The sequence below is a fragment of the Serratia sp. JSRIV006 genome, assembly GCF_019968685.1.
In the GTDB taxonomy this organism is placed as follows: Bacteria; Pseudomonadota; Gammaproteobacteria; order Enterobacterales; family Enterobacteriaceae; genus Chania; species Chania fonticola_B.
On sequence record NZ_CP074137.1, the window covers coordinates 2,125,647 to 2,145,600 of the forward strand.

Here is a 19,954-nt window from a genome sequence, read left to right on the forward strand (position 1 = left end):
CAATAATGGAGAAACGTAATGAAATCAGTGAAACTCAGCGTGTTGGCACTACTGTTGGCCGGGGCATGCGGCTCGGCACTGGCGTTACCTAACATCACCTTGCTGGCCACCGGCGGGACTATCGCTGGTGGCGGCGACTCGGCCACCAAGTCTAACTACACCGCAGGTAAACTGGGTGTAGAGGCGTTGGTGGATGCGGTGCCGGAGTTGAAAAAGGTTGCCAACGTGCAGGGCGAGCAGGTGGTCAACATCGGTTCGCAGGATATGAATGACGAAGTTTGGCTCAAACTGGTCAAGAAAATCAATGCGGACTGTGCCAAAACCGATGGCTTCGTGATCACCCACGGTACCGACACGCTGGAGGAGACCGCTTATTTCCTGGATCTCACCGTCAAGTGCGATAAGCCGGTCGTGATCGTGGGGGCGATGCGCCCGGCAACGGCCATGAGTGCCGATGGTCCATTTAACTTGTATAACGCAGTTGTCACAGCCGCTGACCCTCAATCGGCCAAGCGTGGCGTGCTGGTGGTGATGAATGATACGGTGCTCGATGGCCGCGACGTGACCAAAACCAATACCACCGGCGTACAGACTTTCCAGTCACCTAATTTTGGCCCGTTGGGATACATCCACAACGGCAAAATCGACTACCAACGTTCGCCACAGCGCAAGCACACCAGCGAAACGCCGTTTAACGTCGACCAGATGAGTACGCTGCCGACGGTTGGTATTATCTATAACTATGCTAACGCGTCCGACGCGCCAGCCAAGGCGCTGATCGCCGAAGGTTATCAAGGGATCGTCAGCGCCGGGGTGGGTAATGGCAACCTGTATAAAACCGTGTTTGATACGCTGGCCACGGCGGCCCATAACGGCGTAGCGGTAGTGCGTTCCTCCCGTGTGCCTACCGGCTCCACTACTGAAGATGCGGAAGTGGATGATACTAAACTCGGTTTTGTGGCAGCCGGAACGCTGAATCCACAAAAAGCGAGAATTCTGCTGCAACTGGCATTAACTCAAACCAAAGACGCCAAACAGATCCAGGCGATGTTTAATCAGTATTGATCCCTGACTCAAGTGGGGGCGTAATGCCCCCATTTTCCCCGCTCCGACTATGCTGTAGGAAATCTCTTTTCGCAGGAACGATTTCATGCAGGCATTTGATATCCAAAGAATGGCATTTGACGAGACCACGCCAGAGTTCCTGGCCGAGGTGGCGCTACGCTGCCTGTTCACTTTTCTGCTGGTGTTTATCTTCTTAAAAATGACCGGGCGCCGTGGCGTACGCCAAATGTCGCTGTTTGAAGTGCTGATCATCCTGACTCTGGGGTCCGCCGCGGGTGACGTCGCGTTTTATCACGATGTTCCTTTGCTACCGGTGCTGATGGTTTTCGTTTGTATGATGGTGATGTACCGTTTTTCCACCTGGTTGATGGATCGCTTTCAAAAACTCCAGACCTGGATGGAGGGCGAGCCGCTGATTCTGGTCAGTGAGGGGCTGTTCGATTGGGATATCCTGTGCCGGGAAAATATCACCCATGATGAGTTCTTTATGGAACTCCGTCAGGCCGGTGTTGAGCACCTTGGGCAGGTGAGATTGGCCATCCTTGAGGTGAACGGCACCATATCGGTGTATTTCTACCCGGATGAGCAGGTACGGCCAGGATTACCAGTGTTACCGGCACAATGCGTCAAAAGCGTGGTTGAGATTGATGTGGAGGGTGACTATGCCTGCGGGATGTGTAGCCTGATCTCCACCTTGACGCCATCACCCGAACACGACTGCCCACGCTGTGGTAACCGTAAATGGATCGCAGCCTTGTCCCATAGCCGGGTAAGCTGAATACAGCACAAAAAACCGCGTTAACCCGCTGAATACGCCAGTGTCACAGCGTTTTATGGCATAAATAAACCCTGAGGCCGCAGAGCCTGTTATTTGCGGCCTCGCCAGTTTCTCACCCTTGGAACAATAAGCATTGCAGCCGGGTTACGTGAGTGATAAAACCGATAGAGTTGGTTAACATCAGCGTTAACTTCGGGCATATGTCGAAAGCCGATTTTTACGGCGCACAGTGAATGTGGTGAGGGGAAATGACTCAGGTTTATAATTTTAGCTCAGGCCCGGCGATGCTGCCGGTTGAAGTGTTGCGTCGTGCGGAACAAGAGCTGTGCAACTGGCACGGTCTTGGCACGTCGGTGATGGAAATCAGCCATCGCAGTAAAGAATTTATCGCCGTCGCCGAACAGGCCGAACAGGATCTGCGCGATCTGCTGAAAGTCCCCGCCAACTATAAAGTGCTGTTCTGCCACGGCGGTGCCCGTGCCCAATTTGCCGCGTTGCCACTGAACCTGTTGGGTGATAACACCACCGCCGACTATATCGATGGTGGCTACTGGGCGCACAGCGCGATCACCGAAGCGGAAAAATACTGCCAACCCAACGTGATCGACGTCAAAACCACCGTTGACGGCTTAAGCGGCATCAAGCCGATGAAAGAGTGGCAACTGAGCGATAACGCGGCATACGTCCACTATTGTCCGAACGAAACCATTGACGGTGTGGCCATTGATGAAACGCCAGACTTTGGCGATAAAGTGGTGATTGGCGATTACTCTTCGACCATCCTTTCCCGTCCGTTGGACGTCAGCCGTTTCGGCGTTATCTATGCGGGCGCACAGAAAAACATTGGCCCCGCTGGCCTGACGCTGGTGATTGTGCGTGATGACCTGCTGGGTAAAGCACGCCGTGAAGTCCCGTCGATCCTGGATTACACCGTGTTGGCAGAAAACGACTCGATGTTCAACACGCCGCCAACTTTCGCCTGGTATCTGTCTGGCCTGGTATTCAAATGGCTGAAAGAGCAGGGCGGCCTGGTGGAAATGCAAAAGCGTAACCAGGCCAAGGCCGAGTTGCTGTATAGCACTATCGATCAGTCGGACTTCTACCGTAGCCGTGTGGCCGTTGCCAACCGCTCCTGGATGAACGTGCCGTTCCAGCTTGCCGATCCTGCGCTGGATAAAGTGTTCCTGAGCGAAGCAGAAGCCATTGGCCTGCAGGCGCTGAAGGGCCACCGCGTAGTAGGCGGCATGCGTGCTTCCATCTATAATGCGATGCCGCTGGCCGGCGTGAAGACCCTGACCGACTTTATGGTCGACTTTGAACGCCGCCATGGTTGATTGCCACCGCCCGCATTGAACGGGCGGTCGTACCGCTGTTGTCCTTTTGCATTAAAGCGGCTCCGGCATTATCCCGGGGCCGTTTCGTTTATCAGATTCTGGAGAGTTTTGTTCACATGGTGGATTCCCTGACGTTACAACCGGTTGCTTTGGTCGATGGCACCGTCAACTTACCCGGCTCCAAGAGCGTATCCAATCGGGCTTTGCTACTGGCTGCACTGGCGCGGGGAACGACCCGGCTGACCAACCTGCTGGACAGCGACGACGTGCGTCATATGTTGAATGCCTTGCAGGCGCTGGGAGTGAGTTACCAGCTCTCCGACGATCGCACCACCTGTTCCGTTGAGGGTAATGCTGGCCCGTTGGTTGCCGCGCAGCCGCTGGAGCTGTTCCTCGGTAATGCCGGTACGGCAATGCGTCCATTAGCGGCAGCACTGTGTCTGGGAGAGGGCGACGTGGTGTTGACCGGCGAACCGCGCATGAAAGAGCGCCCGATCGGCCATCTGGTGGATGCCTTACGCCAGGGCGGGGCGCAAATCGATTACCTTGAACAAACCGATTATCCACCTGTGCGCCTGCGTGGCGGTTTCCGCGGCGGCGACGTAAGCGTTGACGGCAGCGTATCCAGCCAGTTTCTGACCGCCTTGCTGATGATGGCACCGTTGGCGGCCCAAGACACCGCTATCCATATTTTGGGTGAGCTGGTTTCCAAACCTTATATCGATATTACCCTGCACCTGATGAGGACTTTCGGCGTGGAAGTCACGCACGACAACTATCGCGTGTTCCATATCCGTGGGCAGCAGACTTACCGTTCACCAGGCGACTATCTGGTAGAAGGCGATGCCTCTTCAGCATCCTATTTCCTGGCCGCTGCGGCGATTAAGGGCGGCACAGTGCGTGTTACCGGTATCGGTAAGAAAAGCGTGCAGGGCGATACCAAATTTGCCGACGTGCTGGAAAAAATGGGCGCGCACATCACCTGGGGCGATGACTTTATCGAGTGCAGCCGCGGTGAGCTCAAAGGCATCGATATGGACATGAACCACATTCCAGATGCGGCGATGACCATTGCCACCACCGCGCTGTTCGCGGCCGGGCCGACCACCATCCGCAATATCTACAACTGGCGGGTAAAAGAAACCGACCGTCTGGCGGCGATGGCAACAGAACTACGCAAAGTTGGCGCCGAGGTGGATGAAGGTGAGGATTACATCCACGTCGTGCCGCCAAGCAAGCTGCAGTTTGCCGAGATCGGCACTTACAACGATCACCGTATGGCGATGTGCTTCTCGCTGGTGGCGCTGTCCGAGACGCCGGTGACCATTCTTGATCCGAAGTGTACCGCCAAGACCTTCCCGGACTATTTTGAGCAGTTGGCGCGTATCAGCCAGTTGGCCTAATCTTCTCTATATCCGTTATCAATGGGCCTCGTTTGAGGCCTTTTTTGCGATTAGTGCCCATCTTTTCGGCAATCAGACAGTTCGCGGTAACAGTAAACTCCACAGGCGCGTATAATACGCCCCCGAATCTGCTCCTACTTGGGCAGACAGCAGGGCGTGTTCCTGTGAGGTTCCTACCTGAAGGAGAGTGAAATGACGGCTACAGTTCCGGTGATAACCGTTGATGGACCAAGTGGTGCAGGCAAAGGCACGCTGTGCAAGGCGCTGGCAGAATCCCTTGGTTGGCGTTTGCTGGATTCCGGCGCGATTTATCGCGTACTGGCCCTGGCAGCGTTGCACCATCAGGTGGATATCACCTCTGAAGAGGCGTTAGTCCCCTTGGCCGCCCATCTCGACGTCCGCTTTGTTGCTCAGGACGGCAAGCTGCAGGTTATTTTGGAAGGTGAGGACGTCAGTAATGAGATCCGCACCGAAACCGTTGGCAATACGGCTTCGCAAACGGCCGCATTCCCACGAGTTCGTGAGGCGCTGCTGCGCCGCCAACGCGCTTTTCGCGAGGCACCGGGCCTGATCGCCGATGGCCGTGACATGGGCACGGTGGTGTTCCCGGATGCGCCGGTTAAAATTTTCCTTGACGCCAGTTCCGAAGAGCGTGCGCATCGTCGCATGCTACAGTTGCAGGAAAAGGGCTTTAATGTTAACTTTGAACGTCTTTTAGCCGAGATAAAGGAACGGGATGACCGTGACCGTAATCGGGCTATTGCGCCACTGGTACCGGCTCTCGATGCCCTCGTGTTGGATTCTACCAGCATGTCGATCGAGGAAGTGATCCAGCGGGCGTTGGCATATGCACATGAAGTTTTGGCGTTGCCGCAGCAATAAGCGCGGCGGCGTTTTTAGCTTTTTGTCATATTTGTCATCGTACTGCATAGCAGTAACTGAATATATCGGGTAAAATTTTACCCCTGTAACCTAAACCTTGTCGGCAGGAAGCCAATGGCAAGGTATGTGAAACAACCCCATTCGGCGGGACGCTAAATGGACGTTAAACTATAGAACCCTGAAGATTAAACATGACTGAATCTTTCGCTCAACTCTTTGAAGAATCCCTGAAAACAATCGAAACCCGTCCGGGTTCCATCGTTCGTGGTGTTGTTGTTGCTATCGATAAAGATGTCGTACTGGTTGACGCCGGTCTGAAATCTGAATCTGCCATCCCGGCTGAGCAATTCAAAAACGCCCAGGGCGAGCTGGAAATCCAGGTTGGTGACGAAGTTGACGTTGCGCTGGACGCTGTTGAAGATGGCTTCGGTGAAACTCTGCTGTCCCGTGAGAAAGCTAAGCGTCACGAAGCTTGGATCACGCTGGAAAAAGCTTACGAAGAAGCTGAAACTGTCGTCGGTGTTATCAACGGCAAAGTTAAGGGTGGCTTCACTGTAGAGCTGAACGGTATTCGTGCGTTCCTGCCAGGTTCCCTGGTTGACGTGCGTCCAGTTCGCGACACTCTGCACCTGGAAGGCAAAGAGCTTGAGTTCAAAGTCATCAAGCTGGATCAGAAGCGCAACAACGTTGTTGTTTCTCGTCGTGCAGTAATCGAATCCGAAAACAGCGCAGAGCGCGATCAACTGCTGGAAAACCTGCAGGAAGGCATGGAAGTTAAAGGTATCGTTAAGAACCTCACTGACTACGGTGCATTCGTGGATCTGGGCGGCGTTGACGGCCTGCTGCACATCACTGACATGGCTTGGAAACGCGTTAAGCACCCAAGCGAAATTGTCAACGTGGGCGACGAAATCACTGTCAAGGTGCTGAAGTTCGACCGCGAGCGTACTCGTGTATCTCTGGGCCTGAAGCAACTGGGCGAAGATCCATGGGTTGCTATCGCTAAACGTTACCCAGAAGGCACCAAGCTGACTGGTCGTGTTACCAACCTGACTGATTACGGCTGCTTCGTGGAAATCGAAGAAGGCGTTGAAGGTCTGGTACACGTTTCTGAAATGGATTGGACCAACAAAAACATCCATCCGTCCAAAGTTGTTAACGTGGGCGATGTAGTGGAAGTGATGGTTCTGGACATCGATGAAGAACGTCGTCGTATCTCCCTGGGCCTGAAGCAGTGCAAAAACAACCCATGGCAGCAGTTCGCAGAAACCCACAACAAGGGCGACCGCGTTGAAGGTAAAATCAAGTCTATCACTGACTTCGGTATCTTCATCGGCCTGGACGGCGGCATCGACGGCCTGGTTCACCTGTCTGACATCTCCTGGAACGTTGCAGGCGAAGAAGCAGTTCGTGAATACAAGAAAGGCGACGAAATCGCAGCTGTGGTTCTGCAAGTTGACGCAGAGCGCGAGCGTATCTCCCTGGGCGTGAAGCAACTGGCTGAAGATCCGTTCAATAACTACCTGTCTATGAACAAGAAAGGTACTATTGTTACTGGTAAAGTCACTGCAGTTGACGCCAAAGGTGCTACAGTTGAATTAGCAGGCGGCGTAGAAGGTTACCTGCGTGCTTCTGAAGCCTCTCGCGACCGTATTGAAGACGCAACTCTGGTTCTGAACGTTGGTGACGAAGTTGAAGCTAAATTCACTGGCGTTGACCGTAAGAACCGCGTTGTAAGCCTGTCCGTCCGTGCGAAGGACGAAGCTGACGAGAAAGATGCAATCGCTACGGTTAACAACACCAAACCGGAAGAAAGCAACTTCTCTAACGCTATGGCTGAAGCTTTCAAAGCGGCTAAAGGCGAGTAATGACGGGGGGCGGTTTCTGACCGCCCCGATACGGTAGTTTAGCTGCAAAGCTTGGAGGAACTATGACCAAGTCTGAACTTATTGAAAGACTTGCTGGCCAGCAATCTCATATTCCGGCGAAGGCCGTTGAGGATGCAGTGAAAGAGATGCTCGAACACATGGCAGCTACGCTAGCCGAAGGTGAGCGCATCGAGATCCGCGGATTCGGCAGTTTTTCTCTTCACTACCGTGCTCCGCGCGTCGGCCGTAACCCTAAAACGGGTGACAAAGTTGAGTTGGACGGCAAGTACGTCCCTCACTTCAAGCCAGGTAAAGAGTTACGTGACCGTGCCAATATCTATGGCTAGTCGCTGACCACCCATAGTGTTGTTGCTTGTAAAGAATATAAAACGGTGCCTTAGGGTGCCGTTTTTTTTCGCCTGAAAACCCTCCCATACCTGCCAAAATTTGCGCTCCGCTCCGCAACCTTTCCTGCAAATGCCAAATAGCCAACCGATTGTTTACGACCTCCTTTCCTGAGTAGCAACCTGCAACTGGCGGTTATTCGTCTGAGAAGTCACATTTGTTGCAGGATAAACTTGGCAAGGAGCGCGGAAATCAGGATCTCACTGGATAGGGCCGCCATCGCTTTGGTGATGGGGATGCTGCCGATACTGTTTTTGCCCCACTTACCATCGTGGCCTTTATTGATGGGGCTAGCCGTTGCGGCTTTGTGGCTCTGGCGATATAAGTCGAATCCATGGCGCCAGGCACTATGCTGCTGCCTGCTGGGCTTTATCTACGCCACTGGCAGTGCCAGCCTGTTGATGCAGCAAGTTGCAACGTTGACGACCAGCGGCGATAAAGCCGTGATTGCTTCCGTGCGTAGCATTTGGCTGAACGGGGCTGAAACACCACAGGTGCAACTGCGTATTGAGCAGGTTGGCGGGCGATGGCTGGTTCCTGCATTGTCCTTTACGGCAAACTGGCGTGGCGAAAAGCCCTGTGCGGGGCAACGTTGGGCAATGAAGGTTCGCTTCCGCCCGGTACACAGCAGCCTGAATGAAGGAGGCTTTGACGGGCAGCGTTGGGCCATTGCTAATCGGCAACCGTTGCGTGGCTTTGTACGTTCTGCAACGGCACTGGATAAGGGCTGCAACTGGCGCCAACTGATCGTCAAACAAATGGATCAATCGTTCATTCCACTGACGCAACGCCCGGTGTTGCTGGCGCTGGCGTTTGGCGAACGCTCGCTGATGAGTAATGAACTGCGTGGGCAACTGATGAAAACCGGCGTGGCTCACCTGATGGCCATTTCTGGCCTGCATATTTCCCTGGCCGCTGCCTTTGCCTGGGGGCTGGCGCGTGGCGTGCAGTTTTTATTGCCCGCGCGTTACATCGGCTACCGTTTGCCGCTGGTCGTCAGTTGGTTGATGGCGCTGTGCTATGTGTGGTTGGCAGGTGGGCAACCTCCGGCAATGAGGGCCTTTATTGCCTTGTCTCTGTGGCTTTGGCTGCGCCTTAAAGGAGTTTCCTGCACTTCCTGGCAAATCTGGCTGTGGTGTATCAGCCTGCTGTTGCTGTGCGATCCTATGTCGGTGCTTTCGGACAGCTTCTGGCTCTCCGCCCTGGCGGTTGCGGCCTTAATCTTTTGGTTCGAATGGGCACCGTTGCCCAGGCGCTTCAGCACTTCTTGGGGTTGGGCACCTCTGCGTTGGCTACACATGCAACTAGGTATGACGCTATTGCTGATGCCGTTACAATTTGGCCTGTTTCATGGCTTGAGCTGGACATCGTTACCCGCCAACCTTTGGGCGGTACCGATCGTTTCTCTGCTGTCGGTTCCGTTGATATTGTTGGCATTGATGCTGTTTTTTATTCCGCCGGTAAGCCACTGGTGTTGGCAATTGGCCGATCTTACCGTCAGTTGGGCCTTATGGCCGCTTCCCGGGCTCGAGCAAGGGTGGCTAGAGGTTGGGGCTGCCTTGCTGCAATTTAGCGCCCTTGGGTGGTTAGCCGTGGTTTGCTGGCGTTTTCGCTGGTGGTATCACTTTCCTGTTGGTTGTGCCGTTGTGGTGCTAGGTTGCCTATTCGGGCGGGAAAGATCGCCAGATTATCGCTGGCGGGTAGATATGCTCGACGTAGGGCACGGCCTGGCGGTGGTGATCGAGCGAGAAGGTAAGGCCGTCATCTTTGATACGGGCAACCGCTGGCAAGCCTCCAGCGCGGCAGAGCGCAACATTTTGCCATTCCTGCGTTGGCGGCAGATCTCGCTGGAGCAAATCGTGATCAGCCATAGCCATCTGGATCATATCGGCGGCTTGCCGGTACTCGAAGCGGCGTTTCCACAGGCCAGCGTGCGTACGCCGATCGTTAACGTTGGCCACCTGCCTTGCGTACAAGGGCAGCGATGGGTGTGGCGAGAGCTAAACTTTCAGGTGTTGTGGCCTCCTGCAAGGGTGGATTATGCCGCTAACGATGATTCCTGCGTAGTGCGTGTCGATGACGGCAAGTTCAGCCTGTTGCTGACGGGTGATATTGAACGCCGAGCTGAGCAGGCATTGCTGAAACAACGTGCGAATTTACCCAGCACTATCCTTCAGGTGCCACATCACGGCAGCAAGACATCTTCAACGCCGCCATTTTTGCGTGCCGTTGCCCCCGAGCTGGCGTTTGCCTCGGCATCCCGCTATAACGCTTGGCGGTTACCGGCAGCAAAAATAGTCAAACGCTATCGGGAAAATCACATTCCCTGGCGTGATACGGCCCGCTCAGGGCAGCTCAGCGTGTATTTTTATCGTCATGATTGGCAAGTTAAAGGCTTTCGCGAACAACTAAATCCACGTTGGTATCATCAGCGGTTTGGCGTTGAGGGGGATAATGAGTAGAATGGGCCGCTATTTCTTCCGATGCTGGTATTTGCATGATGAATGATAAAGATCTGTCCACCTGGCAGACGTTCCGCCGCCTCTGGCCGATGATCACACCGTTTAAAACCGGGTTGGTGGTCGCCGCCATTGCGCTGGTTTTAAACGCCGCGGGGGATACGTTGATGCTGTCCCTGCTCAAACCGTTATTAGACGACTTTGGTAAAGCCGATAGCCGAGTCTTGCATTGGATGCCGTTGGTCGTGATTGGCCTGATGCTGATGCGTGGCATCACCAGCTATGTCTCCAGCTACTGTATTTCCTGGGTGTCTGGCATGGTGGTAATGCAGATGCGCCGCCGCCTGTTCGGCCATATGATGCGAATGCCGGTGGCCTTTTTTGACCAGCAATCAACAGGAACTCTGCTTTCACGTATTACCTACGACTCGGAACAGGTAGCTTCATCCTCTTCCAGCGCGTTGGTGACCGTGGTGCGTGAAGGGGCCTCGATCATCGGCCTGTTCATCATGATGTTTTATTACAGCTGGCAGCTCTCACTGATCCTGATCGTGCTGGCACCGATTGTTTCCTTCGCAATCCGCCTGGTCTCCAAACGTTTTCGCAATATCAGTAAAAATATGCAAAACACCATGGGGCAGGTGACGACCAGTGCAGAACAGATGCTGAAAGGGCATAAAGAAGTGCTGATCTTTGGTGGCCAACAGGTGGAAACCGAGCGCTTCAACACCGTCAGTAACCGCATGCGTCAGCAGGGGATGAAGTTGGTTTCGGCTTCTTCTATTGCCGATCCTATTATTCAGTTGATCGCCTCATTGGCATTGGCGTTTGTGCTGTTTGCAGCAAGCTTCCCTAGCGTGATGGATACGCTGACCGCCGGTACCATTACCGTAGTGTTCTCCGCCATGATTGCCTTGATGCGCCCACTGAAATCCTTGACCAACGTGAATGCCCAGTTCCAGCGCGGGATGGCGGCTTGCCAGACGTTGTTCTCGATCCTGGATTTGGAACAGGAAAAGGATACCGGTACCCGCCAGGTTGAACGTGCCAAAGGTGATATCGAATTCCGTAATGTGACCTTCGCCTATCCTGGGCGCGAGATCCCAGCGCTGCGTGATATCAATCTGAGCATTTCAGAAGGTAAAACGGTGGCGTTGGTTGGTCGTTCTGGTTCGGGTAAATCGACGATTGCCAACCTGCTGACGCGGTTCTACGACGTGCAGGAAGGGCAGATCCTGATGGATGGCCACGACCTGAGGGAATATACCCTGGCCTCGCTGCGCGATCAGGTTGCCCTGGTCTCACAGAACGTCCACCTGTTCAATGACACTATTGCCAACAACATTGCCTATGCTCGTGAAGAGCGCTACAGCCGTGAAGAGATCGAGAAAGCGGCGCGCATGGCCTATGCCACCGACTTCATTGATAAAATGGAGCAGGGTCTGGATACGGTGATCGGTGAGAACGGCGTGATGCTTTCCGGTGGTCAGCGTCAGCGTATTGCCATCGCTCGTGCCTTGCTGCGAGATTGCCCAATCCTGATCCTGGATGAAGCCACCTCCGCGCTGGATACCGAATCCGAGCGTGCGATCCAGGCGGCCTTGGACGAACTGCAGAAAAACCGTACCTCATTGGTGATTGCCCACCGTCTGTCGACTATCGAGAAAGCCGACGAGATCCTGGTGGTTGAAGATGGGCGTATCGTTGAACGTGGCCAGCATGCCGAGTTGATCGAGCAGAAAGGGGCTTACGCACAACTTCACCGCATGCAGTTTGGTCAGTAATGATAGAGCGCATCTGGTCAGGTAGTTCACTGGTTTACCTGCTGCTGTTGCCGCTCTCCTGGCTGTATGGCCTGGTGAGCGGCCTGATCCGCCTTAGCTACCGCTGTGGCTTGCGCAAGAGTTGGCGTGCGCCGGTGCCGGTGGTTATCGTGGGGAACCTCACTGCGGGTGGCAACGGTAAAACACCGATGGTGATCTGGTTGGTTGAACAGCTGCAACAGCGTGGCTACCGGGTCGGCGTGGTTTCCAGAGGTTACGGCGGCAAGTCGGCGGTCTATCCGCTGGTGCTGGATGCTCAGACTACCACCCGGCAGGCCGGTGATGAACCCGTGCTGATCTTTCAGCGCACCGGGGCACCGGTGGCTATTTCGCCAAAGCGCGCCGAAGCGGTGCAAGCCTTGTTGAACCAGGGCAAGCTTGATTTGATCATCACCGACGATGGCCTCCAGCACTATGCTTTACAGCGTGATTTTGAGCTGGTGGTGATCGATGGCGTTCGTCGCTTCGGCAACGGCTGGTGGCTACCCGCTGGCCCAATGCGTGAGCGTGTATCCCGCTTAAAGACGGTGGATGCCTGTGTGGCAAATGGCGGTGTTGCCCAGCCGGGGGAAATCGCCATGAAGCTCCAGGCGCAGGATGCGGTAAATATCGCCAGCGGTGAACGCCGCCCGGCGATCGAATTGCCCCACGTGGTGGCGATGGCAGGGATCGGTCATCCTCCAAGATTTTTCGCCACGTTAGAAAAGTTGGGAGTTGAAGTCGAGCGCGAGGTTGCTTTTGCCGATCACCAGGAATACAACCACGGGCAGTTAGCCGCATTGGCGAGCCAAGGCCAAACGCTGCTGATGACCGAGAAGGATGCGGTGAAATGCCGTGCCTTTGCCCAGCCTGACTGGTGGTATTTACCGGTTGAAGCGGTACTTCCCACCGAGCAGGCCGAGCGACTGTTGCAAGGGATCCAGAAGTTAATCAAATAATCTAAGCTTCCAAAGCGTGCAAGCCCAAGGCTTGCGCGCAAGCTTGCAGTGAGCGCTGCTGTGTTTGCTGGTAAAGCGCCAACTCATCGATCACGCCTGCCCCTAATGCCTGTTCAAACGCCGCACGGCTTGATGACGCCGCGTATTGCGCATGGCGGCTCCCCCCCAGATTAGACTGAAAAATTCCGGCGGCGCTGACCGGCAGGAAATCCTCATACACCAACGGCTGGAAGCGGATGTAGTCCAGTGCGATGAGCTGTTCAAGCGTGCTGTGCTGCTCAACGGTCTCTTTAGCCGCCAGCCCGCATTCGGTAGGGAAATAGCGGAACCAGGCTAATTGCTGCACGCGCAGTGTATTGTAATCATCCGGGAAGGCTTGGAAATGCTCAGCCAGCAGTTGGTAATAGCGTGGAGCATTATCTTCCGTAGCCGGAACCTGTAATGCATCCTGGGCGGCCTGCAGCAGGCGATCGTAAAGCGCTCGCCCTTTGGCGGTCAGGGCTACGCCCCGTTGCTCAATTTCGCCGAAACGCGCGGTATGATGGCCCACAACCTGATGACCGTCGGGTTCGATAAACAGGACTTGTTCCTCTAACGCTTTGAAACTGGTCTGGCGTAGCAGAATAGGGCAGTTGCGTGTAGGTGGGCCTTCGATCACCGCTTTAGGCGGGATCCCGCGTTCTGGCATTGCCGCCTGTACTCGATCGATATCCAGCGTTCTTGGTGTCAGGTGGTTGATATGCGGCCCTTTGAAGGCGACGATATCGGCGATCAGGCGATGTTGATTGTGCAACTGTTGATACTCGCTGGCGCTGACGGTGGCCAAACGGTGCCAACGGAAGGTTTCGAGCGCCTGGGCAACGAATTCTTGCGCCTGTTCGGCATCCAGCCCACCTTGAACTTCATGTAACGCTATCAGCTCCAAAGCCCGCTCGGTAAAAATGCAGCGGCGATCCAGCAGCCGCTGTGCCAGCTCGCGTAGCGCCACATTCTCAATCAGTTCCAGCCGTAGCAACGAAGTAAAGATGCGAAACGGGCTGACTTGCAGATCGGCTTCATGTACGGCGCGAAAGGCGGTGGAGTGGACAGGGACGCCAGCAGCGGTGAGATCGTAATAACCCACAGGAGACATGCCCATGACGGCAAACAGTCGTCGTAAAGTCTGCAATTCAGCTGCCGTGCCGACGCGGATAGCGCCGTGGCGCTCCATCGATAATCGACCGATTTCACCGGTAATCTGCAACCCATGTGCCAAGGCTGAATCTTTACTCAGCACCTCCCGATTGGTTTCAGCGACCAGTTCGATCAAGTCACCGTACAGTGGCACCTCTTGTTGATACATGGCCGACATTGCCAGGGAAAATTTGGCGCGAATGTCATTCGGCGAGACGAAGTGCTGGTCGATCATACTGCTAGCTCCTTAGCTCAATAAAATCTGAAAAATGCGGTTTAGGCCGCCAATAGTGCTGGCCAGATGACACCTCACCGTGTTTTTGACTCAAGTCTAGTCAGTTGGTTCGTGATTTGTTATCGATTGGCTAACGATATTAGTGTTTTATGCGTTGGCTCTCATTTGCAGGTATCACCCCAAGTGGTGAGTGATGAGCGAAATGCTCTTTCGGTGAGCTAAAAAAAAGAGGGGTTTAAATTTTGAAAATCAGTGTGATAGGAATATTTTTGGCGGATATAGCTAAAAAGTGTGATAAACCTCTTGTCTTGATGATGAGTTTATGAGTTAATGCATACCGGCGCTGTGATGCAGCGCTATTTATGTACGAGTATAGATTAAGTAGTTCCTCCCAAGACGTTATCATCTGATTCCGCTTCAAAGACGAACCTTCTAAGTACCCCCCATAAGTAATGATTCTGAAAAACGGCCAAATTGCCATAGGGCAGGTTTTTGTAAATATTTAAAAGGTAATAGTAATGTCTAAGAAGACTGGTCAGGTTAAGTGGTTCAACGAAAGTAAAGGTTTTGGTTTCATTGAACAACAAGATGGCGGCAAAGATGTATTCGTACACTTCTCTGCAATCATGACCGAAGGTTTCAAGACTCTGGCAGAAGGCCAGCGTGTTGAGTATACCATTCAGGACAGCCCGCGCGGGCCGGCTGCCGCCAACGTTGTTGCTCTGTAAGTTTACAGGGAATAGCGTATAGAGAGCTTAATACAACCATAATGACGCGTTTATGCTGAGTTATGCGGAAGATATTAAGCTCAAACAGCCCGCCGTAGTGCGGGTTTTTTAATTTTTGCTCACGAGAGGTTTGTTACGAGAAACTTTAGGATGGGCTGGTAGCGTCCACACAATAACAAAAATAACGTTGTGAAGGATGCTCAAGTGAAAGGATATAAAATATGTTTAAGAATACAATGCTAAAAATGGGCCAAGTGAAATGGTTTGATCAGGCTCAAGGCTATGGTGTTATTTCACCGGTCGATGGTAGTGACGAAATTTATGTTAGCCGCCGTGCTATCGCCAATACCAAGAACAAGTCATTAAACGAAGGTCAGAACGTCGAGTTCTCGATTTATCGTAGCTCTCACGGGCTGTCAGCGGCAGACGTTATCGCGTTCTGACCCAAACTTTCCTCGCCAGTGCCGGTGCCGCCACCCCATGCACTGGCGAAGAAAATTTCTCCAGGATCCTCTATCATCAGGCCATTGCTCAATGACCCTTGGATATCAGGATGCCAATCCCCGTTATTTCGCTTTCCTCTGCCCGCGCGCTTCATCTTGCCGCTCAAGGGCTGCTATCCCCGATCAAACGCCAGGCTTGCCCCGATGATGTGATTACCGCCATCGATCGTATGGGGTTGCTGCAAATTGACACCATCAGCGTGGTGGCCCGCAGCCCCTACCTGGTGCTGTTCAGTCGCTTGGGCGATTATCGGTCAGAGTGGCTGGAACAGGCCTTGGCTAGCCGCAAACTGTTTGAGTACTGGGCACACGAAGCCTGTTTTCTCCCTATCGATGACTTTGGTCTGTTACGCCACCGCATGCTGCAACCGCAGGGGATGGGGTGGAAATACTCGCAGGAATGGGTGCAACAGCACCAACAGGCTATCGATGAACTGCTACAGCATATCGCGGTAAATGGGCCGGTGCGTTCGGCCGATTTTAGCGCCGAAAAGAAAGGCGCTAACGGCTGGTGGGATTGGAAGCCGGAAAAGCGTCATCTGGAAATTCTGTTTACCTCTGGCAAGTTGATGGTGGCTGAACGCCGTAATTTTCACCGTGTCTACGATCTCACCGAACGTTTATTGCCGCAGTGGGATGATGATGTACATGCCTTACCTCAGGCGACGGCGCAGCAACAGATGCTCACCCGCAGTTGCCGCTATCTCGGCGTGTTTAAAGCCGAATGGCTGGCGGATTATTACCGCTTGAAACGCGTCGCCCCCAGACCGTTGTTGGCAACGCTATTACAGCAGGGAGAGATCTCCCAGATCGCTATCGACGGGCTGGAAGGGGAATTTTATGTCCATCAGTCGCTGGCAGCCGAGTTGGCGCTGGCGGTACAAGGGAAGTTGAAATCCACGGTAACTTGCCTGCTGTCTCCTTTTGATCCGGTAGTGTGGGATCGGCGGCGCGCGCTGGAACTGTTCAACTTTGACTATCGGTTGGAATGCTACACGCCAAAAGAAAAACGCCAGTACGGCTATTTCACTTTGCCGTTGTTGCAACGGGGTGAACTGATTGGCCGGGTGGATGCGAAAATGCACCGCAAACAGGGCGTGTTTGAAGCGATCAGTTTCCATCTTGAATCTGGGGTCAAGCTGGGTAAGCAGCGTTGTCAGGATATTCGTCAGGCAATCACCCGTACGGCGAAATGGCACGGGGCGCAGCAGATTTCGCTGGGCGATGTTCCGGCGCTGTTGGCCGCAGAGTGGGGGCAGGGCTGGGAAGTAGAATAACTAACGCCCTTCGCCCTAAGCTTTGTTAGTTGCTGTAGTTGGCAAACAGCGCGATGATTTTATGAAGACGTTTGATCATTTGCAGGCTCTCATTTTTTTGTGATGTAAGTCACAAAAAATTCTACGCCTGCCAATGAAGTGATTCAACCCCCGCAGAAAAATTTCCCGTTCGGCAACCGTCTGAGCAAATCAGGCGGTGATTAACCGGTCCTATGGCGTTATGCTATCCTCACGCACTTTCCCTGTTAGCATATCTTCCCCTGGAGGAAGCATGGATCACCGTTTACTCGAAATCATTGCCTGCCCGGTTTGCAACGGTAAGCTCTATTTCAACAAAGAACATCAGGAACTGGTCTGCAAACTGGACGGCCTGGCCTACCCATTACGTGATGGTATTCCGGTATTGCTGGAAAACGAAGCGCGCACCATCCCACTGGACGAGAAACACGCATGAGTTTTATCGCTATCATCCCGGCGCGTTATGCGTCCACCCGCTTGCCGGGTAAACCGTTGGCGGATATCCACGGTAAGCCGATGGTGGTGCATGTGATGGAACGAGCCCGTGAATCAGGGGCTTCCCGCGTGATTGTCGCCACCGATCACCCTGAGGTGGCCAAAGCGGTTGAGGCTGCCGGCGGTGAAGTTTGCATGACCAGCCCGGACCACCATTCCGGCACCGAACGCCTGGCGGAAGTGATCGAAAAATGTGGCTTTGCCGATGATGAAATCATTGTCAATGTGCAAGGCGATGAGCCGATGATCCCGCCGGTTATCGTGCGTCAGGTGGCAGAAAACCTGGCGGCCAGTAGCGCAGGGATGGCCACGCTGGCGGTACCGATCGAAACCGCAGAAGAAGCCTTTAACCCGAATGCGGTCAAGGTGGTGATGGATGCGCAAGGCTATGCGCTCTATTTCTCACGTGCCACCATCCCTTGGGATCGTGAGCGTTTTGCTCAATCAAAAGAGACTATTGGCAATAGCCTGCTGCGGCATATCGGGATTTATGCTTACCGCGCCGGTTTTGTCCGCCGCTACGTCAACTGGCAACCAAGCCAGCTGGAACAGATTGAACTGCTGGAGCAGTTGCGTGTGCTGTGGTACGGCGAAAAGATCCACGTCGCGGTGGCGCAGGCCATTCCGAGCGTCGGTGTCGATACCCCGGAAGACTTGCAACGAGTGCGGGACAGCATCAAGCGTTGAGTCGCCTATTGGCCGGAGACCCCGGCCATCTCAATTCCCTGATTTACCCTTTTTATTGATCTGCATTGAAGAATTTCTCCGCTCACCGTTCAATGATGACAGTTGCTTATCCTTAATGTGGAGGGGGTCGTTCCATGGAGCAGCTGCGTGCCGAATTGAGTATTGTGCTGGGAGAGTCCGTCGGTCGTCTGGAACGCGTCAGCGAACAGCCTTATGCCCATCTGTATTCACTGTACGATCGCCAGGATCATGCGATCCCGCTGATGGCGAAAAGCTTCGTCTGTGAGGGCATTGCCCAGCAGGAAGCTTACAAGTTATCCATGCTGGCGCGTGAAGGGGACATTCGTCTGCCAACGGTGTTTGGCGTGGTCTACACCCGGCAAGCGCCCTACAAAGAGATATTGCTGATCGAACGCCTGCGTGGCGTCTCGGTCGAGGCTCCAACCCGGACTTTGGCCCGTTGGGAAGCCTTGATGGACCAGATTGTCGACGGCATGCTGGCCTGGCACCGTATCGATAGCCACGGCTGCGTGGGCACGGTTGACAGCACGCAGGAGAATGACTGGTGCAGTTGGTACCAGCAGCGTATCGAAGTACTTTGGTCAACTCTGGGTAATATGAACTCGCCGCTGTTAAGCATGGCAGACCGCCGCCTGCTGTACCGCACGCGCGAAATGCTGATCGACTTCTTTGCCGATTTTGATGACCCTTGCGTGCTGGTGCACGGTAATCTGGGGTTACGCAGCATGCTGAAAGATGCCAAAACCGACCAACTGCTGGCGATGCTCAACCCAGGCATGATGCTGTGGGCGCCACGGGAATATGAGCTGTTCAGGCTTTGCGAGGCGGGGATGCCGGATCAATTGCTGTTCCACTACCTACAGCGTGCGCCAGTGGCGGAGTCTTTCCTGTCTCGTCGTTGGCTTTATGTGGTGTGGGAGGCGGTAGCCAGGATGATCCATACCGGCAAGCTGGATCGCCCGGCGTTCGATCAGGCCGCACAACAGCTACGGCCCTGGCTGGCTCACTAATTGCTGCTGACTTCACCATCCCCTTTTAGCTGCTGCCACAGGCTGCCCAGCGTTTCATATGCCGCCCGTTCGCTGTGCCCAAGGAACATCGCGGAAGGCATCACCCGATCCCAGATATTCAGCGGTGAGGTAATGGCCAGTTGATTGGCCGGAGCCGGGATTGGATGCAGGCCCTGAGCCTCAAAGAAACGCATGGCACGCGGCAAGTGATTGGCGGATGTCACCAGCGCAAACGGCTGTTTCCCCACCAATTTGGCGACCTCTGCGGCTTCCTGTTCGGTATCCCGCGGGCGGTCCACCAGCACGATGTCGTTGGCAGGTACGCCCAGGCTTTCCGCCACCAGTGCTGCGGTGGCCGCGCTGCTTTGCGTTTTCGCGCCTTTTCCACCGGTAAAGACCATCTTGCTACCCGGGTGCGACAGGTATAGCCTGACGCCTTCGGTCACTCGTGGCAGGCTGTTGTTGAGCAGGTTAGAGCTGGGGGCCCAGTCCGGGTTATAGGTATAACCGCCGCCAAGCACCACGATATAGTCAATCTGGCCGTTGCCTCTATAGGTCGGGTAACTGGATTCTAACGGCTTCAACAGGCGATCGGCGACCGGTTGCAGGCTGAGCAACAGCAACAGCAGCCAACTCAGGCTTAATATGACTTTGCCGCATTTCTGCCAACGGGTAAACCACAGCAGCAATAATGCCAGCCCCATTAACAACAGCAGGGCGGGTAGAGGCATCATCAGGCCGCCAATAAATTTTTTTAAGTGAAATAACATCAAAAATCAGGTCCTTTTGGGCGAAAAAACGACATCTGGCCGCATTCATGCTGCAAGAAGATTTATTCTAAGCCAGTCTGTG

Annotated in this window: 18 protein-coding genes; 16 read left to right on the forward strand and 2 right to left on the reverse strand. The window is 54.1% G+C overall.

Annotated features, from left to right (window positions below; translation table 11 throughout):
* Nucleotides 1-18 precede the first annotated feature (18 nt).
* From ansB to lpxK, 10 genes are all read left to right on the forward strand, one after another.
* Nucleotides 19-1,065 (forward strand): L-asparaginase 2, encoded by a 1,047-nt coding sequence (ansB, locus tag KGP16_RS09805; protein ID WP_037375004.1) that lies wholly within the window; start codon nt 19-21, stop codon nt 1,063-1,065.
* Nucleotides 1,066-1,150: 85 nt separating this feature from the next.
* Nucleotides 1,151-1,843 carry a DUF421 domain-containing protein gene (locus KGP16_RS09810; RefSeq protein WP_059200392.1) on the forward strand — a complete coding sequence of 231 codons (693 nt, stop codon included), beginning with the start codon at nt 1,151-1,153 and terminating at the stop codon, nt 1,841-1,843.
* Nucleotides 1,844-2,091: 248 nt separating this feature from the next.
* Nucleotides 2,092-3,177: a 3-phosphoserine/phosphohydroxythreonine transaminase gene (serC, locus tag KGP16_RS09815; RefSeq protein ID WP_021804922.1), complete on the forward strand. Its 1,086-nt coding sequence runs from the start codon at nt 2,092-2,094 to the stop codon at nt 3,175-3,177.
* 116 nt (nt 3,178-3,293) lie between these two features.
* Nucleotides 3,294-4,580: a 3-phosphoshikimate 1-carboxyvinyltransferase gene (aroA, locus tag KGP16_RS09820; protein WP_179247831.1), complete on the forward strand. Its 1,287-nt coding sequence runs from the start codon at nt 3,294-3,296 to the stop codon at nt 4,578-4,580.
* A 192-nt stretch (nt 4,581-4,772) separates the two neighbouring features.
* The gene (cmk, locus tag KGP16_RS09825; RefSeq protein WP_021804920.1) at nt 4,773-5,462 is read left to right on the forward strand and encodes a (d)CMP kinase; all 690 of its coding nucleotides are present in this window, start codon (nt 4,773-4,775) and stop codon (nt 5,460-5,462) included.
* Nucleotides 5,463-5,653: 191 nt separating this feature from the next.
* Nucleotides 5,654-7,330: a 30S ribosomal protein S1 gene (gene rpsA / locus KGP16_RS09830; protein ID WP_021804919.1), complete on the forward strand. Its 1,677-nt coding sequence runs from the start codon at nt 5,654-5,656 to the stop codon at nt 7,328-7,330.
* Nucleotides 7,331-7,392: 62 nt separating this feature from the next.
* Nucleotides 7,393-7,677 carry an integration host factor subunit beta gene (gene ihfB / locus KGP16_RS09835; RefSeq protein ID WP_004928264.1) on the forward strand — a complete coding sequence of 95 codons (285 nt, stop codon included), beginning with the start codon at nt 7,393-7,395 and terminating at the stop codon, nt 7,675-7,677.
* 288 nt (nt 7,678-7,965) lie between these two features.
* Nucleotides 7,966-10,197 (forward strand): ComEC family protein, encoded by a 2,232-nt coding sequence (locus KGP16_RS09840; protein WP_245398418.1) that lies wholly within the window; start codon nt 7,966-7,968, stop codon nt 10,195-10,197.
* Between the two features lie 35 nt (nt 10,198-10,232).
* Nucleotides 10,233-11,978 carry a lipid A ABC transporter ATP-binding protein/permease MsbA gene (gene msbA / locus KGP16_RS09845; protein WP_021804917.1) on the forward strand — a complete coding sequence of 582 codons (1,746 nt, stop codon included), beginning with the start codon at nt 10,233-10,235 and terminating at the stop codon, nt 11,976-11,978.
* On the forward strand, nt 11,978-12,955 hold the full coding sequence (gene lpxK / locus KGP16_RS09850) for a tetraacyldisaccharide 4'-kinase (protein ID WP_021804916.1): 978 nt from the start codon (nt 11,978-11,980) through the stop codon (nt 12,953-12,955). The genes msbA and lpxK overlap by 1 nt, the downstream gene beginning before the upstream one ends.
* A gap of 1 nt (nt 12,956) precedes the next feature.
* Here lpxK and KGP16_RS09855 read toward each other — a convergent pair whose 3' ends face one another.
* Nucleotides 12,957-14,363 carry a VOC family protein gene (locus KGP16_RS09855; RefSeq protein WP_209522288.1) on the reverse strand — a complete coding sequence of 469 codons (1,407 nt, stop codon included), beginning with the start codon at nt 14,361-14,363 and terminating at the stop codon, nt 12,957-12,959.
* A 518-nt stretch (nt 14,364-14,881) separates the two neighbouring features.
* Here KGP16_RS09855 and KGP16_RS09860 point away from each other — a divergent pair.
* From KGP16_RS09860 to KGP16_RS09885, 6 genes are all read left to right on the forward strand, one after another.
* Nucleotides 14,882-15,091: a cold shock domain-containing protein gene (locus KGP16_RS09860; RefSeq protein WP_021804914.1), complete on the forward strand. Its 210-nt coding sequence runs from the start codon at nt 14,882-14,884 to the stop codon at nt 15,089-15,091.
* A 221-nt stretch (nt 15,092-15,312) separates the two neighbouring features.
* Nucleotides 15,313-15,534 carry a cold-shock protein gene (locus KGP16_RS09865; protein ID WP_021804913.1) on the forward strand — a complete coding sequence of 74 codons (222 nt, stop codon included), beginning with the start codon at nt 15,313-15,315 and terminating at the stop codon, nt 15,532-15,534.
* 110 nt (nt 15,535-15,644) lie between these two features.
* The gene (locus KGP16_RS09870; RefSeq protein ID WP_094982376.1) at nt 15,645-16,871 is read left to right on the forward strand and encodes a winged helix-turn-helix domain-containing protein; all 1,227 of its coding nucleotides are present in this window, start codon (nt 15,645-15,647) and stop codon (nt 16,869-16,871) included.
* Nucleotides 16,872-17,142: 271 nt separating this feature from the next.
* Complete coding sequence (locus tag KGP16_RS09875) at nt 17,143-17,325, forward strand: Trm112 family protein (protein ID WP_021804911.1); 183 nt, start codon at nt 17,143-17,145, stop codon at nt 17,323-17,325.
* Nucleotides 17,322-18,071, forward strand: a complete 750-nt coding sequence (kdsB, locus tag KGP16_RS09880; protein WP_021804910.1) for a 3-deoxy-manno-octulosonate cytidylyltransferase — start codon at nt 17,322-17,324, stop codon at nt 18,069-18,071. Before KGP16_RS09875 ends, kdsB begins: the two co-directional genes overlap by 4 nt.
* Nucleotides 18,072-18,205: 134 nt before the next feature.
* Nucleotides 18,206-19,102, forward strand: a complete 897-nt coding sequence (locus KGP16_RS09885; RefSeq protein WP_059200397.1) for a YcbJ family phosphotransferase — start codon at nt 18,206-18,208, stop codon at nt 19,100-19,102.
* On the opposite strand, the gene elyC is transcribed toward KGP16_RS09885, so the two are convergent.
* On the reverse strand, nt 19,099-19,872 hold the full coding sequence (gene elyC, locus KGP16_RS09890) for an envelope biogenesis factor ElyC (RefSeq protein ID WP_021804908.1): 774 nt from the start codon (nt 19,870-19,872) through the stop codon (nt 19,099-19,101). The genes KGP16_RS09885 and elyC overlap by 4 nt on opposite strands.
* Between the last annotated feature and the right edge of the window lie 82 nt (nt 19,873-19,954).